Genomic DNA, 17,869 nt, shown 5'->3' on the forward strand with positions numbered 1-17,869 from the left:
ATCGGCCCGGTAGCGTCCGATTTGCCCGATTTGCCCGATTTGGTCCGAGCCGGCCCGATTTGGTCCCCGGTTTGGCCCGCTTTGGCCCGTTCCCGTCACCCGAATCCCGCCGGATCGGGGTGCTCCCCCCCTCCGCCCCGCCGCCTTTTTGTACGCCTTTGTATCTGGCTCCCGCAGCGATACGTGCCCTGACAGTAAGGCCCCCAAATCGCTACGGGCGCGATACGTCCGTCGACTTAAATGCATTCCGTGGCAGCGCGGCAAGCGAACAAACCAGACGCACCGCAACCCGCCTCGCAATACCTGAATGACTACCGAACCCAAATTTCAAGGAAATACGATCATGACCTCCATCGCCAAGCGCCTCGTTCTCGCCGTTGCCCTCGTTGCCGCCGCTGCCGGCGCCCAAGCCGCCGTAACCGGCGCCCGTGATGTCTACACCGACGGTGCCCGCTCGGTGCAGGAGCCGCGCAACCCGTACAGCGACGGTGCCCGCTCCGTGCAGGACGCCCGCAGCCCGTACAGCGACGGCGCCCGCAACGTCGACCCGTTCACCGATGGCGCCCGCAATGTCGATCCGTACACGGACGGCGCCCGCATCATGGCCGGCCTGGACCGCACCGGCGTCTCGGCCGACCCGGCACGCACGGTCGACCCCTACCTCGACGGCGCCTACGCCTGATTCGACTGATTCGCCTGATCCGCCCGACTGGATCCACGCATTTCAACCCGCAAACTGGAAAACGACATGACCCGTATCGAAAACGTCCTGTACACCGGCAAGGTCCACATCACCTCCGGCGGCCGTGACGGCGCGGCGCGCAGCGACGACGGCCGGCTGGACATCAAGCTGGCCTCGCCGGGCACCCGCGGCATCGGCACCAACCCGGAACAGCTGCTGGCCGCCGGATGGTCCGCGTGCTTCATCGGCGCCATGGGCCTCGCGGCCAAGGCCCGCAAGGTGCAACTGCCGGGCGACACCGCCGTGGACGCGGAAGTGGACCTCGGCAAGGCCGGCGATGCCTACCTGCTGCAGGCGCGCCTGAACGTGAGCCTGCCGGGCGTGCCGCGCGATGTGGCGCAGGCGCTGGTGGAGACGGCCCACCAGACCTGCCCGTACTCGAAGGCCCTCACCGGCAACATCCATATCGAGATCAATCTGGTCTGATCGGCCCGATCTGGTTGGATGGCAGTCCCGCGCAGCGTTCCTTTGCCAGGACGCTGCGATCCGCATTTCATGACTGCCGCGCTGCCGATGGATCGCCTACAGTGGACTTCACGCCGCCGTTTCGCGGCGGAGCCTGGCCCGCAGGGCTACCCCCGCCGGGCGGATGCCCGTCCGCCCGGCCCAGGTCTTCCATTGGAGCGCATGATGACCAAAACGTATAACCGCCTGGACAAGTCCCAAGCCGCCGTGCTGCTGGTGGACCATCAGGCCGGCCTGATGTCGCTGGTGCGTGATATCGAACCCGACAAGTTCAAGAACAATGTGCTGGCGCTGGCCGACTGTGCCAAATACTTCGGCCTGCCCACCGTCCTGACCACGAGCTTCGAGGATGGCCCGAACGGCCCGCTCGCCCCGGAACTGAAGGCGATGTTCCCCGAGGCGCCGTTCATTCCGCGCCCCGGCCAGATCAACGCCTGGGACAACGCCGACTTCGTCGCCGCCGTGAAGGCCACCGGCAAGAAGCAGCTGCTGATCGCCGGCGTGGTCACCGAGGTCTGCGTCGCCTTCCCGGCACTGTCGGCCATCGAGGAAGGCTATGACGTCTTCGTGGTCACCGACGCCTCCGGCACCTTCAACCCGATCACGCGGGACGCGGCCTGGCAGCGCATGACCCAGGCCGGCGCGCAGCTGATGAGCTGGTTCGGCGTGGCGTGCGAGCTGCACCGCGACTGGCGCAACGACATCGAGGGGCTCGGCACGCTGTTCTCGAACCACATTCCCGACTACCGCAACCTGATCACGAGCTACACCACGGTCAAGGGCAGCAAGTAAGCCGCCCTGATTTCGCCGATGCGACGGCGCCGGCCCGGGCCGTCCCGCGCCCTGGGGCGCTAGGCTTCGCGCAGCGCCCCGAACGCTTCGGCGAGATGGTCCACCAGTGCCCGGACCGACGGCAGCAGGCCGCGCCGGGAGGGGAAGACCACGTGCAGGATTTCGGGCCGGGGCGGCCATTCCGGCAGCAGCCGTACCAGCGAGCCCTCGGCCAGCTGCGCCGACACCATCATCACTGGCAGGTGTCCCACGCCCACCCCCGCCAGCGCGGCGGTGCGCAGCGCGATCATGTCGCCGGTCACGAAGCGCGGCCGATGGCGGATGTCCGCCGCCTCGCCATCGGGGCCGCATAGTCGCCAGACATGCTCGGCCTGCGGGGCGCCCAGGCTCAGGCTCGGCCAGTCGGCCAGGTCCGCCGGGCGCTGCGGCAGGCCACGCTGCCGCACGAGGTCGGCGCTGGCGAACAGGCATTGCGTGCGTTCGGCCAGCACGCGGATGACCAGGTCGCTGTCCTGCAGCGGCGGCGGCCGGACGCGAATGGCCACGTCCACCGCTTCCGCCACCGGGTCCACGCGCCGGTTGGTCGCTTCCAGATGAAGCGTCACATGCGGGTGGCGCACCATGAAGTCCGCCAGCATGGTGCCGACGTGAACCTGCAGCAGCGCCACCGGACACGTCACACGCACAATGCCGCGCGGCGCCGCGCGGGTCATGTCGATGGCGTCCTGCGCCGCCTCCGCCTCCACCAGCATCGCCTTGCAGTGCTCGTAGTAGGTGCGGCCGATCTCCGTCATGGCGAACTGGCGCGTGGAGCGGTGGATCAGCCGCACGCCGAGCCGCTCCTCCAGCAGGCTGATGCGCCGGCTGAGCTTGGACTTCGGCACCCCCAGCGCACGGCCGGCCGGCGCGAAGCCGCCATGTTCCACTGCCTCCACGTAGTAGTAGAGATCGTTCAGATCTTGCATGCGTGCCTGGGTTTGTCGTTCACGAAATAGGACGCTGAGAGCGTGAATCCGAGTCTACAGCCAAAGCCGCGGGCAGCCTATGCTGAGTCCGCACTCACCTCCAAGGAGAACCACCATGAGCAGCCCGGCAAACTTCAACGGCCAGCGTCCTGTTATCGACCCCTCCGATACCGCGATGCTCCTGATCGACCATCAGAGCGGCCTGTTTCAGACCATCGGCGACATGCCGATGCCCGAACTGCGCCAGCGCGCGGCGGCGCTGGCCCGGATGGCCACGCTCTGCAAGCTGCCGGTCATCACCACCGCGTCCGTGCCGCAGGGGCCCAACGGCCCGCTGATTCCCGAAATCCATGAGAATGCGCCGCACGCGCGCTATGTGGCGCGCAGGGGCGAGATCAACGCGTGGGACAACCCCGAGTTCGTCGCCGCCGTGAAGGAGACCGGGCGGAAGACGCTGGTCATCGCCGGCACCATCACCAGCGTCTGCATGGCCTTTCCGTCGATCAGCGCGGTGGCGGACGGCTACAAGGTGTTCGCGGTGGTCGATGCGTCCGGCACCTACTCGAAAATGGCCCAGGAGATCACGCTGGCGCGCGTGGTGCAGGCCGGCGTGGTGCCGATGGACACCGCCGCCGTGGCCTCCGAACTCCAGCAGACCTGGCATCGCGACGATGCCCAGCAGTGGGCCGAGGTCTACACGAAGATCTTCCCGGCCTACCAGTTGCTGATCGAGAGCTACACCAAGGCCCAGGCCGTGCAGTCGGCAGGCGAGGTGCTCGACTCCGCGCGCTGAACACACCCGGTCCCACATGGTAGAGTCGGCGCACCATGAAGACCTTGTTGATCGTCTATCACACGATGACCGGGGGCACGGCGCAGATGGCGGAGGCGGCGGCCCGGGCGGCGCGCGGGCAGGAGGGCGTGGCCGTCCGGCTGCTGCGCGCCACCGAGGCCGGCGCCGCCGATGTGCTCGCGGCCGACGGCTACCTGTTCGCCACGCCAGAGAACCTGGCGGCGATGTCCGGCCTGATGAAGGATTTCTTCGACCGTTGCTACTACCCGGTGCTGGACCGCGTGAACGGCCGCCCCTACGCGGCCATGATCTGCGCCGGCAGTGACGGCCAGAACGCGCAGCGCCAGCTTGAGCGCATCGCCACGGGCTGGCGCCTCAACCGCGTGGCGCCGACGCTGATTGTCTGCACCAGGGCGCAGACGCCGGAAGCCATCCTCGCCACGAAACAGATCGGCCAGGACGACCTGGACCATTGCGCCGAGCTTGGCGCCGGCCTGGCGGCCGGCCTCGCGCTCGGCGTGTTCTAGCCCCTCAGGCTCCCTCAGGCTCCCTCAGGCTCCCTCAGGCTCCCTCAGGCTCCCTCAAGCTCCCTCAAGCTCCCTCAGGCCGTGCCGTCGATGCGGATCGACAGGCCCGTCTCGGTGTAGACCGCCGTGGTCTTGTAGCCCGGCACCGAGATCGTCGTGAAGCGGCCGCGCAGGCTGCCGCAGTTCAGCAGCGCAATGGTGTCGCCCACCGACGGACGGAAGCCGCTGCGGAAGTTCACCGCCAGCGTGCCGCCCGCCACCGTGGCGATGCCGCTGACCGCGAGGCGCCCCGCGCCGCCGCTGCCGATGTCCAGTTGCAGCGTGGTGTCGGCCAGTTGCGTGAACGCGCCGGCGATCACCAGTTGCGCGTCCGCGCTCGACGCCAGCGTACCGCCGCCCAGATAGACCTCTCCCTTGCCGAATGCCGTGGCCGAGACCGCCTGCAGCATGCCGGCCGTCACCTGCGTGCCGCCCGTGTAGGTGTTCTGGCCGCCCAGGCGCAATGTGCCCGTGCCCTGCTTGGTCAGCTTGCCGTCACCGCCGATGTCGTTGCGCCACGTGTCCAGCGCGTGGAAACCGCCACGGCTGGCATCCATGTTCACGACCACGTCGCCCCGGAACGCGCCGTAGCCATCGGCCGCGGCGAACAGGTTCAGGCGGCCCCAGCCTTCGGCATCGTCCATCACCGGGTAGCCCGACGCCACGGCCGTGGTCTTCAGCACCACGCGGCGCTGGGCGGCGTCCAGGTACGGCAGGCGCGTCTCCAGCAGCACCTCGGCCCCCTTCGGCACCACCGCCGGCTTCGTCGTATCGGCGATCGGCGCGAAGCCGAATGTCATGCGGCGCACGTAGTTGGCTTTGTTGGTGGCGTAGTCGGCAAAGCGGTCGGTGGCGGTGCTGCCCGAATGCGCGAAGTCACGGAACGCTGCGTCGGTGGTGACGTTGGCCGCCGCCATCAGCGTGCTGCGGGCCTGGGCGTAGGCCGCGTCCTTGCGGGCGGCATTGTTGCCGGTGGCGATGCTGGCCGCCGCCGTGGCCTGGCCGAGCATGCGGCCGCTCACCACGTCCAGCGGCGAGTGCATGCCGGCGAGGATGCGGTTCTCGCCAAGTTCCAGGCCGCGCGCCACCATCTCCTGGAAGCGCTCGGGCACCACGTAGGCCATGGCGATGGCGTCGCGCACCGCTTCGGCGGTGTGGCCGCTGGTGTAGCCGCCATCGGTGGCCGGCGTGGGGCTCTTGGCCGGTTCCAGCGCCGGCACCACCTGCACGCTGGCGCTCCAGCGCCACGGACGCGCGTACTTGAAGAAGCGCTTGGCCGGTTCGGTGGAGCCGTTCTCGCCGATGTTGTTGACGAAGTCCACCACCGTGCCGAACGCCGTGTTGGCGCTGCCGGCCACGCCAGTGTTGTTGCCGCTGTCGTTGTAGAGCACGGTCGTGGCGTCCGCGGCGATGTCGGTGATCGTGGTGGTCTGCTGGGCGGCGGTGCGCCATGCGGTGGTCAGCGGGCCCATGCCGTCGGTGATGCTGTACGCCTTGCCCCGGCGGTCGTCGAGATAGGCGGCCAGCGTCTGGGCGGCGGTGCGCTGCGCGGTCACGGTGGCCACGTAGTCGATGTTGGCGGCGAGCACGGCGGCGTTGCGGATCGTGCCGTCGGTGGCGTCGCCGGGCAGGCCGGTCCAGTCCGAGGCCACCACGGCCGGGAAGCTGCCGTTGGCCGCCGCGGTGGTGCCGGCATCGACGATCAGCGAGCGGGGCTGCCACAGGTCGAGGAAGCCACCCAGCACGCGCACGCCGGCGTTGGTGTCCTGCGTGGCGTAGCGCGCGTCGCCGCGCTGGTTGGTATAGGCGAAGTCGACGAACGGCAGCACCGCCGCCTGGTCGGCCACGGGCGCGCTATCGACGAAACCGAGGTCCTTCGGCGCCGCCGGCACGGCCAGCGGCGGGGTCGATGCGCCCGTGTTGTTGGTGTTGTTGTCGTCGCTGCCGCCGCAGGCGGTCAGCAGCATGGCCCCGATCAGGCTGGCGATCAGGGTACGGGCATGGCGGGGAGAGAGCATGGTGGGCAGGCGCGGCGGCCGGGGAACGAACGGAAGCCCGCCATGCTAGGGAGGGAGCGTGAAGCTGTTATGACGATTGCTGCACGTGAACCTCTAATAAAGTCCGGCCGATGTCATCGGGGTTTCACGCCATCATGGCTGGCGGCGAGCGCGGCCACGAAGGCGTCGATCACCGGGCTCGGTGTCCCGGCGCGGGTCACGGCCACCAGCGTGGCGCGCACGCGGAGATCGTCGATCGGCACGAAGGCGACGTCGGTGCGGTTCGGCGCCGCCACCGACGCCCCTACCAGCGTGAAGCCGAGCCCGGCTGCCACCAGCCCCAGCGCGGTATGGATCTCGATGGCCTCATGTCCTGGCGTGGGATGGGCGCCGGCGTCGCGCAGTGCCGTCACCATATGGCTGGCGAACCCGCTCTGCGGGTCTTTCGGATACTGGATCAGCGGCAGCGCGTCCAGCTCCCGCGCGGCGATGGCGGTGCGCTGTGCCAGCGGGCTCTGCAACGGCACGGCGGCCACGAAGGGGTCTTCGAACAGCGTGGTGTAGTGCAGGTCGGCAGGCCGCTCGAACTCGCCCACATAGCGCGAGATGCCCACGTCGATACGCCCGCGCCGCAGTTGCGCCGGCTGGTGCTCGGACAGCAGTTCGAGTGGATCCAAGTGCACATCCGGATGCTGTTCCCGAAAGCGCTGCACCGCTGCCGGCAGGATCGAGAAGATGGCCGAGCGCGTAAAGCCGATGCCGAGCCAGCCCAGGTTGCCGGCCGCGATGGCGCGCGCCTCCTCGTCCAGCCGGCGCATCTGCGCGAGCAGGTCCTTGGCGCGCGGATAGAGAAACTGGCCGGTGGCGGTCAGCGTCATCGGGCGGCGGGAGCGGTCGAACACGGGCGCGCCGAGCAGGGATTCCAGCTGCCCAAGCTGCATGCTGATGGCCGTGGGCGCCACGAACAGCCGGTTGGCGGCTTCCGCCGCGCTGCCCGCATCCACCACTTCGCAAAAATAGCGTAGCTGCCGCAAGTTCATTTTTATTGAAGTCGAGTCCATTTTTCGATGTTTGATCTCGATAGGACTTTACTTGAAACTGCGTGCATCCGTAGAGAAAAGCAGCAGGAGACGCAGCACGATGAGCGACACCCCCGACACCCCCGACACCTCCGACACCTCCGACACCTCCCAACCCGGCCAGGCCGACTGGCTGGCCCGCGCCCGCCAGCTCTCGACCGCCGAGATCTCGGACGCCCTCGACTATTTCCGCCTGCCCGGCAGCGCGCTGGGCATCCAGCACATCGCCGGCCAGCCGCAGGTGTTCGGCCCGGCCTTCACCGTGGCCTTCGTGCCGGTGGACCTGGCCACGCCGGGCACCGTGGGCGACTTTCTCGATGACATTCCGCAGGGCGCAGTGGCCGTGCTGGACAACGCGGGCCGCGTGGACTGCACGGTCTGGGGCGGCATCATGAGCCGGCTGGCGGCGCATCGCGGGGTGGGCGGCACGGTGATCCACGGCGTCTGCCGGGACACCGCCGAGGCCGACGCGGCCGGCTATCCGCTCTATGCGCGCGGCCGCTTCATGCGCACCGGCAAGGACCGGGTGCAGGTGCGGGCGGTGGAGCAGCCGGTGAGTTTGGGCGATGTGCGCGTGGCCAGCGGCGACTTCATCGTGGCGGACCCGGACGGCGTGGTGGTCGTCCCGCAGGCTCGCGCGCAGGAGGTGTTCGAACGCGCGCTGCGCACGCGTGACGTGGAGGACCAGATTCTCGGCGCCGCGCTGGAGGGCATGGCGCTGCGTGACGCCCGCCGCCAGTTCGGCTATCACACGCTGCAACGCGCCGGCCACTGAGCCCGGCGTGGCGAAGGGGCTGCCCCGGCCCCTCGCACACTATAAATAGAGATGGAGACAGACATGGCATTCCCCTCCCCGCAGACCAGTGGGCGCCGGCGCGCGGCGTACGGATTCGCGCTGGCCGCGACCTTTGCTGCAGCCTTCGCCGGCGTGCAATCCACCGCCCTCGCCGCTGCCGATACCCCCGCCTACCCCTGCACCACGCTGCGCGTCGTCTCGCCCTACCCGCCGGGCGGTACCACGGACATCCTCGCGCGCATCGTCGCACCGGGCTTGTCGAAGCGCCTTGGCGTGCCGGTGATCGTGGATAACCGGGGCGGCGCCAGCAGCAATATCGGCACCGAGTTCGTGGGTCGCGCCAAGGGCGATGGCTGCACGGCGCTGCTCGGCAACAACACCGGCATCGTCATCAATCGCAGCCTGTACAAGCTCAAGCTGGACCCCACCCGCGCGCTGGCCCCGGTGGGCGAGGTGGCGTCCGTGCCGCTGGTGCTCTACGTCAACACGGCGCTGCCGGCCAGCAACGTCGGGCAGCTGGTGGATCTGGTCAAGGCGTCGCCGGGCAAGTACAGCTACGCCTCGGGCGGCAGCGGCAGTCCGCAGCATCTGGCGGGCGAACTGCTGAAGCTGGAGCGCCATCTGGACCTGATCCACGTGCCGTATCGCGGCCAGGGGCCGGCGCTGAGCGATGTGCTGGCGGGGCAGGTGCCGATTGCCTTCGAGACCACCACGGCGCTGGCACCGCAGCTCAAGTCCGGCCGCGTGCGGCCGCTGGCCACCACGGGCGCGAAGCGCGCCCGTGCGCTGCCTGACCTGCCGACCATGCAGGAGGCCGGCTTCCCGGGCTTCGTGATCGAGAACTGGTACGGCCTGTTCGTGCCGGCGGAGACGCCCGCGCCGCTGGTGCAGCGCCTGAGCGACGACCTCAACGCCGTGCTCGGCGAGCCGGATGTCGCCGCCAAGCTGGCCGAGATGGGCTCGGGCGACGTGCGCGGCACGCCGGCCCAGTTCCGCGCCTTTATCGGCAAGGAACTGCCGTACTGGGAATCCCTGGTCAAGCGCTCCGGCGCGACCGTTGACTGACATCCATCGCCGCTCACCATGACAACTTCGATCACCGCCGCCCAGCTGGACCAGCTCAAGCGCCTGGGTACCGCCACGATTCACGAGGCACAGGGCCAGCGGGGCGCCGTGGACCCGCGCATCGCGCCGCTGGACCCGTCCATGCGGCTGGCCGGCCCGGCGCTGACCGTGGACATCCGCCCCGGCGACAACCTGATGATTCACTACGCGCTGACCAAGGCGCGCCCGGGCGATGTGCTGGTCGTGGACGCCAAGGCGTTCGTCGATGCCGGCCCGTGGGGCGATGTGCTGACCTTCGCGGCGCAGCAGATCGGCATTGCCGGGCTGGTCATCGACGGCGCGGTGCGCGATGCCTCGCAAATCGTCGAGATGGGCTTCCCGGTGTTCTGCCGGGGCCTCAGCATTCGCGGCACCAACAAGCACCAGCCGGGCAAGCTGAACCTGCCGCTGGTCCTGGGCGGGGCGGTGGTGCGGCCCGGCGACATCGTGGTGGGAGACCGCGATGGCCTCGTCATCGTGGCGGCGGAGGAGGTGCCCGAGGTCATCGCCGCCAGCGCGGCGCGCGAGCAGAAGGAGGCGCAGATGCGCGAGCGGCTGGCCCAGGGCGCGACCATGGTCGAGCTGCTGGGCCTGCGAGAGACGCTTGCGTCACTCGGACTGCGATAACAATCAGTCCGCCGTGGCGTAACGCGGGGCCGGCTCGTTACGGGACAGCTGGCCCATCATCGACTGGCGCGCGCTTTCATAGGCCTGCCACGTCTCGATGGCGTGCAGCGACGGGATCGTGACCAGCTCGCCCTGGTCGAAGCCGGCCAGCGCCGCATCCACCATGGCCGCCGCCGGCATCACGATGGCGGGGTCGAGGTGCTCTACCGGCAGGCCGCCAATCGCCCAGAAATCGGTCGCCGTGGCGCCCGGCAGCACCGCCTGCACGCGCACGCCCTGGTCCTTCAGCTCGTGATGGAGCGACTGGCTGAGCGCCAGCACGTACGCCTTGCTCGCCCCATAGACCCCGTTGAGGATCTCCGGCGCCACCGCCACGATCGACGCGATATTGATGATCGACCCCTGCCCGCGTGCCACGAAGCCCGGCACGGCGGCGTAGGTGAGGCGCGTCAGGGCGGTCACGTTCAGCTCGACCATCCGCGTCATGTTGTCCACATCGCTCTCCAGCAGCGGCGTGTGCGTGCCGACGCCGGCGTTGTTCACCAGCAGCGTGATGCTGGCGTCCTGGCGCAGCTTGTCTTCCACCGTGGCCAGCGAGGCGCGGTCGTTCAGGTCCGCCACCAGCACTTCCACTTCGCGGCGCGTCTCGTCCGTGATGCGCGCGGCCAGCGCGTTCAGCTTCTCCCGGTTGCGGGCCACCAGGATCAGGTTGTAGCCGCGCCGCGCCAGCCGCTCCGCGTAGAGCGCGCCAATGCCGGTGGAAGCGCCCGTGATCAGGGCCGTGCCGAGGGGAGGGGTCGGGATGATTGCCATGGTGATGCTCCTTGTGAATCGGTTCGTATCGTCGGATCGGATTCGTCGAATCCATGGATGCCATCGTAGGGACGTTTGACGATGGCCGAAATGACGTTTATGGTACGGATTCAGGACATGACCCCACGGCGGGTAGTGGAGTGATCAATGCATCGCATCGGATTTCTGTTGCTGGATGGCTTTCAGGTGATGGCGCTGGCCACGCAGAGCGTGTTCGAGTACGCCAACATGGTGGCGGGCGAGCCGTTCTACGCCATCGACAACTACTCGGTGGAAGGCGGGCCGGTGGCCTCCTCGCTGGGCATGCACGTGGAGACGCGCGCCGCCGGCCCGCGCACGGCGGTGGATACGTGGATCATCGTCGGCGTGGGGGACCCGGTCGCCACGCCGACGCCGGCGGCGCATCTGGACTTCGTGCGCCGCGCGGCGCCGCGCGCGCGGCGGGCGGCGTCGATATGCACCGGCGCCTTCGTGCTGGCCGAGGCGGGGCTGCTGGAAGGCCGGCGCGCCACCACGCACTGGGCGTACGCGCGGGCGATGCAGCAGCAGCACCCGGACATCCGCGTGGAGGACGACCGGATCTATATCGTCGATGGCCCGATCTGGACTTCTGCGGGCATGACGGCCGGGTTTGACCTGGCGCTGGCGCTGGTCGAGAAGGATCTTGGCGCGGACGCGGCGCGGTCCCTCGCGCACAAGCTGGTGATGGTGCAGCGGCGCGCGGGCGGGCAGTCGCAGCACTCGGAACTGCTGGACATGGCGCCGAAGTCAGACCGCATCCAGCGCGCCATCGACCACGCGCGCAAGCACCTGAGCCAGCCGCTGACGGTGGAGGAACTCGCGCAGACGGTGCACCTGAGCCCGCGCCAGTTCAGCCGGATCTTTACGGCGGAGACCGGGCAGTCGCCGGCCAAGGCGATTGAAAGCCTGCGGCTGGAGGCGGCGCGGCTGATGATCGAACAGAGCCGCCACCCGCTGGACGTGGTGGCGCGCGAAACCGGCTTCCGGGACCGCCGGCATATGCGCGAGGCCTTCGTGCGCGGTTTCGGCCTGCCGCCGCAGGCGGTGCGGCGCGCGGCGCGCGCTTAGGGTGGCTGGCGGGTTGTTCTGTTCGCCTAGCGCCGGCGGCCCCAGCGGCGGCTGCGCCGCGCCAGCCGGCGCGCGCGCAGCAGGAGGAAGAGACGCGGCAGCACGTCGTCGAGCACCGGCACCAGCGCCACCAGCAGCAGCAGCGCCGCCAGCGGAATCGTGGCGGTGTAGCCGATGCCGTTGAACGCCAGCGCCCCCACCACGCCCCCGCCGAAGAACAGTCCCACCAGCAGGGAGAGCATGCGCAGCTTGGTGTGGTTGGCCGTCACGGGCCGCCGGTTGCCCAGCGGCGGCGCCCAGTTCCAGTAGCACAGCTTGCCCAGTTCGATGCCGATATCCGTGACCATGCCGGTGACGTGCGTGGTGCGGATCTCGGCGTTGGAAACCTTGGTGATCATCGCGTTCTGCAGGCCCATCATGAAGCACAGCAACATCACCGTGGCCGGTACGAACAGCCACTGCTTCAGGCCCAGTTGCGCGCCCATCAGCCCGAAGCAGAGCAGCAGGCCGGCTTCCAGCACCAGCGGCAGCGCGTATTCGCTGCGCAGGCTGTTGCGCCGGGCCCAGTTGATGGTGATGGCGGAGCAGGCAGCGCCGAGCAGGAAGGAGAGGAAGGCGCCCAGGCCCTGGAGCAGCAGGGCGATGTTGCCGAGCACCAGATCGTCGGCCATCGCCGAGACGATGCCGGACATATGCGAGGTGTACTGCTTGACCGCGAGGAACCCGCCCGCATTGGCCGCGCCCGCCACGAAGCACAGGAATCCGGCCAGTTGCCGGTTGGCGTGGGCAGTGCGCTGGCGCGCGGTGAGACTGCGCAGATAGGTGATAGGCATGGCCAACCTCGCGGGATCGCGACGCGGGAAAGCCCTCATCATACGACGCGGCCAATTGAAAATGCCTCCCGAAGGAGGCATTCAAGACCTAGGACGTCATATCCAGACAGCGTGTGACGCATCACGGTCACCTCGCCCGGGACAGACACGGTCTGGTCAAGTGATGGAGATCGACACGACATACCCCTGCATCAGCCATCCCTGCCGTCGACGCGCACCTGCAACAGGTAGGGCGTGTATTTGACGAGGTAGCACAGGAACGCCGCCACCCAGAGCGCGCCGGCCCCGGCCACCGCTTCGGCCTTGAGCGCCGGCAGCCAGAGCGGCAGCGCCACCCGGACCAGCGCGGACAGCACGATGCAGGCGTAGGCCAGGTGTTCCAGATGGCCGGTTTCCAGCCGCCGGCCGGTGTGGCCGAGCGCGGTGCGGGTGATCATGGCCATGATGGCGCAGCCAATCACGCCCACGGTCAGCGCGTGGAGCGCGGTGGAGCGGTCCAGCCAGCCCAGCGCGGCGCCGGCAATCAGCAGGAAGCCAATCGGCAGGAAGGCATAGGCCAGGTGGAGGATGGCGACGATGGGTTTGCGCCAGGTGCGCAGGGGGTCCCAGCCGGCCAGCCGGATGCCGTGCGCCGCCGCCGCGCCGAGTGCCAGCAGCGTGGTGGCCAGCGGCGACACCATCGAAGCATGGGCGACGATGGCGAGCAGGGTCAGCGCGATGACCGCGCGCTCCACCGTCGCCATCCGGCGGATGCGCACGCCGGGCACGCCGTTGGCGGTGAACATCGGAATCACCCGCCCGCCGATCACCGTGACGAAGACGATGACCAGCCCCGTGGCCGCATCGGCCATCTGGAAGGCCAGTCCGGGATGGCCGCTGGCCATGGCGAGGTCGAAGGCAAGGTTCAGCGCGCCCAGCACCCCCAGTGCGATGGCGAGGCCCATGTTGCGCTGGTTCCTGGCCCGGCGCAGCAGGCGATAGAAGCTGAAGCTGCACAGCGGCAGGAACGCCGCATCCACGGCGATGGCCGCCCAGGCCGGCCCGGCCCACATCAGGATGCGTGCCGCCAGCCACGTGCCGGCCAGCGTGGCCAGCCAGGTGCCCTGCGGTGTCTGCAGGCCCGTCCAGTTCTTGCCGGCGGTGAACAGGAAACCCACCACCACCGCCGCCGCGAAGCCGAACACCATCTCGTGCGCGTGCCAGGCCATGGTGCCCATCCACGGCTGCGCGGCCGGCTGCCACCAGCCGAGGTAGAGCGCCACCCAGGCCGGCACGGCCAGCGCGCCGAAGGCGGCGGCAAGCAGATAGAAGGGGCGGAAGCCGAGTGCGAAAACGGGCAGTCCGCGATAGCCGGCGTCGGGACGGGAGGGGGGAGAGATCGGCAGCAGGACGGACATCGTTGCTCGCATGAACACGCGGCCGAACGCCGCGACGGATCGATTCTATAAAACCTGCATTACATATGCAACTTTAAAATTGGCCCAGTCCTGGGGCGGGTTTGCACCGAAATCTGGCGGTGCCGTCACTTCGCGCGGGTTAACCATTCCCTCCCTGCGGGTAGCCCTACTGCGGTAGGGGTAAAGGTTTCCACGGCGTGCCGTTAGCCCACGCACTAGACAGAGCACGGCGCGTACGCGCGCCAAATCGCGAGCGCGCCAGCAAGGGCAGAGTCAGTCATATCGCGATGTGCCAGCGAGTGGGGAACGGGCTCTCAGCGATTCGGCCGTCACGCGTGTGCGTGACGCGCAATCCGGCATGCCTGCGGGCAAGCCTTCGGGAAAAGGGGGATCACCGTGAGCTTTCGCAATCTTTCGATCAAGACCAAGCTCGTGGCCGGTTTTGGCACGCTGGCGCTGGTCGTGCTGCTGGTGTCGGGGCTGTCGCTGTACGCGCTGAACCGTGCCACCAGCGGCTTCAAGGCCTATGTCGATGGCCTCAACGCGCGGGCCGAGGTGGCCGCGCAACTGCGCTCCGCCGTGGACCGCCGCGCGATTGCCGCGCGCAATCTGGTGCTGGTGACTACGCAGGCAGACCTCGACGTGGAAAAGGCCGAGGTGCTGCGCGCGCATGACGACGTGGCGGCGCGCATGACCAGGCTCAGGGAGATGGTGTCGCGCGAAGGCGTCAGCGAGACCGCGCGCGGCCTCGTGGCCGGCATGGCCAGCGTGGAAGCGCGCTACGGCCCGGTGGCGACGGCCATCGTCGGCCTCGCGCTGGACAAGAAGCAGGAAGCGGCCATCGCCAGGATGAATGCGGAGTGCCGTCCGCTGCTGGCCGAGCTGGTCAAGGCCACCGACGCCTACGCCAGCTTCACGCACGAGCGCCAGCAGGAGATGGTGGCCGCCCTGGAGGCCGACTACGGCACGCAGCGCAACCTGCTGGTCGTGGTCTCGCTGGCCGCCGTGGTGTTCGGGCTGATGGGCGGCCTGCTGCTGACGCGCGCCATCACCGGCCCGATCCAGCGCGCCGTGAACGTGGCGCGCACCGTGGCGCGGGGCGAACTGGGCTTGCACATCGAGGTGAATTCGGACGACGAGACCGGCCGCCTGCTGGGCGCGCTGCGCGACATGAACGACCGCCTGACCGAAACCGTGGCGCGCGTGCGGCAGGGCAGCGCCAGCATCGTCGATGCCACGGGCGAGATCGCCAACGGCAACGCGGACCTGTCCGCACGCACCGAGGAGCAGGCGGCGTCACTGGAGCAGACCGCCGCCAGCATGGAGGAACTGACCGCCACGGTGCGCCACAACACCGAGAACGCCCGCCAGGCCAGCGAACTGGCCCGCAGCGCTGCCACCGTGGCGCAAGAGGGCAGCGGCACGGTGGGCCGCGTGGTGGACACCATGAACGGCATCAGCGCCAGTTCGGCCAAGATTGCCGATATCACCGGCATCATCGAGGGCATCGCCTTCCAGACCAACATCCTCGCGCTCAACGCGGCCGTGGAAGCGGCGCGCGCCGGGGAGCAGGGGCGCGGCTTTGCGGTGGTGGCCAGCGAGGTGCGCGGGCTGGCGCAGCGTTCGTCCAGCGCGGCCAAGGAGATCAAGGAGCTGATCGAGGCCTCCGTGGCGCAGGTGAGCGAAGGCGCCTTGCTGGCCAGCGAGGCCGGCAAGACGATGGGCGAGGTGACCCAGGCGGTGGCCCGCGTGACGGGCATCGTCAACGAGATCGCGGCGGCGTCCGCCGAACAGAACCGGGGCATCGAGCAGGTCAACCAGGCCATCGTGCAGATCGACCAGGTCACCCAGCAGAACGCCACCCTCGTACACGAGGCCGCCACGGCCTCCCGCTCGCTTGACGAACAGGGCCGCATGCTCAACGAGGCGGTGGCGTTCTTCCGCCTGCCGGGCCGGGCGGGGGGAGGGGCCGGCGATGTGGCCGACATGACCAATGCGCCGCGCCGCCGCGCGTTGCCGGTGCGGGCGGTTCAGTTCAGCGGCTGAGGCGCGGGCGGCGCATGGCTTCCGCCGCCGCCGCCCGTAACTCCGGCGGAAACGCGCGCAGCCCGGCGCGGAAGAAGCCGCGCTCGGCGGGCCTGAGCGCGCCGATCTGCTGCGCCAGCCGCTCCATCGCGGTATAGGCGATGGCCGTGGCGCCCTGCTCGTGGGTGAGGTACCAGGCCGATTCCATCAGCAGGTTGGCGAGCTGGAGCGCGTTGTAGCGCACGTGGCCGGCATCGTGCTCCTCCAGCGCGAAGGCGGCCACCGACGACCAGCGCACGAAGCCCTTGGCCGGCGCGAACGGGGCGTGGAAGGGGCGCAGGGCGTCGATGGCGGCGGCCACGGTGAGCGGCCGCTGGCTGCGGAACGCGGCAACGCTGTCGGGGGCCTCCACATCGGCGGTGCCGCGTGCCACGCGCAGCAGGAAGATCGTGTTCCAGGCCGAGCCGCCGCCCACGCCGAAGCGGTCACAGATCCATTCGGACAGGCCCAGCCAGCGCATGGCCTGCCGCTGTACGTCGCCGGCGGCCAGCGCGCGTCCTTCATCGACCAGCCCGTGCTGCCAGAACAGCCACAGCGACCAGCCGATATTGGCGGCGGCGTGCTGCACGGCATCGACCGAATCGGCCTCGTAGCCGGCCTGCAGCGCGCCGGAAAACGCCTGGAGGGCGTCGCGCGCGGCGGCGTGGCGATCCACTTTGCCGGGTTTGGCCTTGGGGTCGTCCGGCCGCAGCGCCAGACTCTTGCGCACCAGTGCGCCCAGGTTCAGCGTTTCGAAGCGCACGCGCGGGTTGTAGCGCACCACCGGGCGCAGCTCGGCATCGGCGTTGAGCCGCGCCAGTTCGCCCTGTGCGGTGTCCAGGTCGCCGCGTGCGTAGTGTTCCCACGCACGCACCACGTGGCCCATCGCCGCGAAGGTGGGCAGGGCCGCGCTGACGCCGCCCCGCGCCACCACGCGGTGGAAGCGGCGCAGCGCCGCGCGGCTCTGGTCGAGGCGGTCGCTGCGGCGCCACGCCAGGCTCTCCTTGAGCAGCGACAGCGCCTGCTGGAAGTCATCCGCCGCGCTGCGCTGGGCGGCGCGGAACAACTCGGCCACGCCGGCATCGAGCGTGCCCGGCACGCCGTCCTGCGCGCCGCGCATGGCCTGGGTGAGGTGGCTCCAGAACGCCATGTCGCGCATCACGTAGCCGAGGCCATCGTCGGCGGCGGCGGCGCTATCGCCGCTATCAGCGCTATCGGCAGCGGACTGCCCGAGCCAGCGCGCCACGGCGGCGGCGCCCAGCGCCTTGCCGCCGGCGGCGAAGCGCAGGCGCCGCGCGCTGGCGGGCGGCATCCAGAACGGGCCCCGGCTGCGCCGGGCCGGGCTGAGATGGTCGATGGGCGCCGAGGTGTCGCCGCCCCAGCCCACCGGCACGCCCCAGCGCGCGAAGTCGGCAAACGCGCGCGACACCATCATCCGCACATCGGCAGCCTCCGCAAAGCGGGCGCGCACGGCGGCGGCGGGCAGGTCTTCATGGTCGCGCGCGGTGGCCAGCCAGATGCGCGCCAGCAGCCAGACGGACTGGTAGCGCGCGGGCTGGCCGTTCACGCGGTATGGCGGGGACAGGTCGATTTGGACGAGCGGGGCGGGCATGGGGGGCTGAGGGCGACCAGGGGCGCGATCGGGGGCGGAATCGGGGGCGGAATCGTGCCCGCCATGTTACGCGTGTTACACCCGGGTGGGTTGGCGCCCCGGCGATCAGCGCCTATGCTCCGCACCACGATCCGG

General features: G+C 69.6%; 16 protein-coding genes and 1 pseudogene. 10 read left to right on the forward strand and 7 right to left on the reverse strand.

The features are described 5' to 3' along the window. Positions 1-340: 340 nt before the first annotated feature. The 3 genes from SB751_RS07620 (at position 341) to ycaC (ending at position 1,999) form a co-directional block, all read left to right on the forward strand. Complete coding sequence (locus tag SB751_RS07620) at positions 341-682, forward strand: hydroxyquinol 1,2-dioxygenase (protein WP_410747971.1); 342 nt, start codon at positions 341-343, stop codon at positions 680-682. Between the two features lie 66 nt (positions 683-748). Then, positions 749-1,168 carry an organic hydroperoxide resistance protein gene (locus tag SB751_RS07625; protein ID WP_144199979.1) on the forward strand — a complete coding sequence of 140 codons (420 nt, stop codon included), beginning with the start codon at positions 749-751 and terminating at the stop codon, positions 1,166-1,168. 204 nt (positions 1,169-1,372) lie between these two features. Next, the gene (ycaC, locus tag SB751_RS07630) at positions 1,373-1,999 is read left to right on the forward strand and encodes an isochorismate family cysteine hydrolase YcaC (protein WP_144200081.1); all 627 of its coding nucleotides are present in this window, start codon (positions 1,373-1,375) and stop codon (positions 1,997-1,999) included. A 59-nt stretch (positions 2,000-2,058) separates the two neighbouring features. On the opposite strand, the gene SB751_RS07635 is transcribed toward ycaC, so the two are convergent. Beyond that, positions 2,059-2,964, reverse strand: coding sequence for a LysR family transcriptional regulator (locus SB751_RS07635; protein WP_144199981.1), 906 nt, complete (start codon positions 2,962-2,964; stop codon positions 2,059-2,061). Between the two features lie 115 nt (positions 2,965-3,079). Here SB751_RS07635 and SB751_RS07640 point away from each other — a divergent pair, with 115 nt between their 5' ends. Together SB751_RS07640 and SB751_RS07645 are read left to right on the forward strand one after the other, a co-directional pair. Beyond that, a complete protein-coding gene (locus tag SB751_RS07640) occupies positions 3,080-3,757 on the forward strand; it encodes a hydrolase (RefSeq protein WP_144199983.1) in 678 nt (225 codons plus the stop codon). A 35-nt stretch (positions 3,758-3,792) separates the two neighbouring features. Further along, positions 3,793-4,284 carry a flavodoxin family protein gene (locus SB751_RS07645; RefSeq protein ID WP_144199985.1) on the forward strand — a complete coding sequence of 164 codons (492 nt, stop codon included), beginning with the start codon at positions 3,793-3,795 and terminating at the stop codon, positions 4,282-4,284. Between the two features lie 74 nt (positions 4,285-4,358). Here the strand turns inward: SB751_RS07645 and SB751_RS07650 are convergent, their stop codons facing one another. Then, positions 4,359-6,341: a phosphatase PAP2 family protein gene (locus SB751_RS07650; protein ID WP_144199987.1), complete on the reverse strand. Its 1,983-nt coding sequence runs from the start codon at positions 6,339-6,341 to the stop codon at positions 4,359-4,361. Positions 6,342-6,454: 113 nt separating this feature from the next. After that, positions 6,455-7,360, reverse strand: coding sequence for a LysR family transcriptional regulator (locus tag SB751_RS07655; protein WP_211943251.1), 906 nt, complete (start codon positions 7,358-7,360; stop codon positions 6,455-6,457). Between the two features lie 100 nt (positions 7,361-7,460). Here SB751_RS07655 and SB751_RS07660 point away from each other — a divergent pair, with 100 nt between their 5' ends. The 3 genes from SB751_RS07660 (at position 7,461) to SB751_RS07670 (ending at position 9,926) form a co-directional block, all read left to right on the forward strand. Then, positions 7,461-8,174 (forward strand): RraA family protein, encoded by a 714-nt coding sequence (locus SB751_RS07660; RefSeq protein ID WP_410747910.1) that lies wholly within the window; start codon positions 7,461-7,463, stop codon positions 8,172-8,174. A gap of 63 nt (positions 8,175-8,237) precedes the next feature. After that, on the forward strand, positions 8,238-9,260 hold the full coding sequence (locus SB751_RS07665; RefSeq protein ID WP_144199993.1) for a Bug family tripartite tricarboxylate transporter substrate binding protein: 1,023 nt from the start codon (positions 8,238-8,240) through the stop codon (positions 9,258-9,260). 18 nt (positions 9,261-9,278) lie between these two features. After that, complete coding sequence (locus tag SB751_RS07670) at positions 9,279-9,926, forward strand: 4-carboxy-4-hydroxy-2-oxoadipate aldolase/oxaloacetate decarboxylase (RefSeq protein ID WP_144199995.1); 648 nt, start codon at positions 9,279-9,281, stop codon at positions 9,924-9,926. Between the two features lie 3 nt (positions 9,927-9,929). Here the strand turns inward: SB751_RS07670 and SB751_RS07675 are convergent, their stop codons facing one another. Then, complete coding sequence (locus SB751_RS07675; protein WP_144199997.1) at positions 9,930-10,739, reverse strand: SDR family NAD(P)-dependent oxidoreductase; 810 nt, start codon at positions 10,737-10,739, stop codon at positions 9,930-9,932. 147 nt (positions 10,740-10,886) lie between these two features. Here SB751_RS07675 and SB751_RS07680 point away from each other — a divergent pair, with 147 nt between their 5' ends. Further along, on the forward strand, positions 10,887-11,828 hold the full coding sequence (locus SB751_RS07680) for a GlxA family transcriptional regulator (protein WP_144199999.1): 942 nt from the start codon (positions 10,887-10,889) through the stop codon (positions 11,826-11,828). A gap of 35 nt (positions 11,829-11,863) precedes the next feature. Here the strand turns inward: SB751_RS07680 and SB751_RS07685 are convergent. Continuing rightward, positions 11,864-12,661, reverse strand: a pseudogene (locus tag SB751_RS07685) (YoaK family protein); the annotation flags it as partial. A 191-nt stretch (positions 12,662-12,852) separates the two neighbouring features. Continuing rightward, positions 12,853-14,058: an NnrS family protein gene (locus SB751_RS07690; protein WP_144200003.1), complete on the reverse strand. Its 1,206-nt coding sequence runs from the start codon at positions 14,056-14,058 to the stop codon at positions 12,853-12,855. 396 nt (positions 14,059-14,454) lie between these two features. Here SB751_RS07690 and SB751_RS07695 point away from each other — a divergent pair, with 396 nt between their 5' ends. Beyond that, positions 14,455-16,104 carry a methyl-accepting chemotaxis protein gene (locus SB751_RS07695; RefSeq protein WP_410747911.1) on the forward strand — a complete coding sequence of 550 codons (1,650 nt, stop codon included), beginning with the start codon at positions 14,455-14,457 and terminating at the stop codon, positions 16,102-16,104. Here the strand turns inward: SB751_RS07695 and SB751_RS07700 are convergent. Then, positions 16,094-17,734 (reverse strand): hypothetical protein, encoded by a 1,641-nt coding sequence (locus tag SB751_RS07700; RefSeq protein WP_250025753.1) that lies wholly within the window; start codon positions 17,732-17,734, stop codon positions 16,094-16,096. The genes SB751_RS07695 and SB751_RS07700 overlap by 11 nt on opposite strands. Positions 17,735-17,869 lie beyond the last annotated feature (135 nt).

Source organism: Cupriavidus sp. SIMBA_020, assembly GCF_046535395.1.
GTDB classification, from domain to species: Bacteria; Pseudomonadota; Gammaproteobacteria; order Burkholderiales; family Burkholderiaceae; genus Cupriavidus; species Cupriavidus campinensis.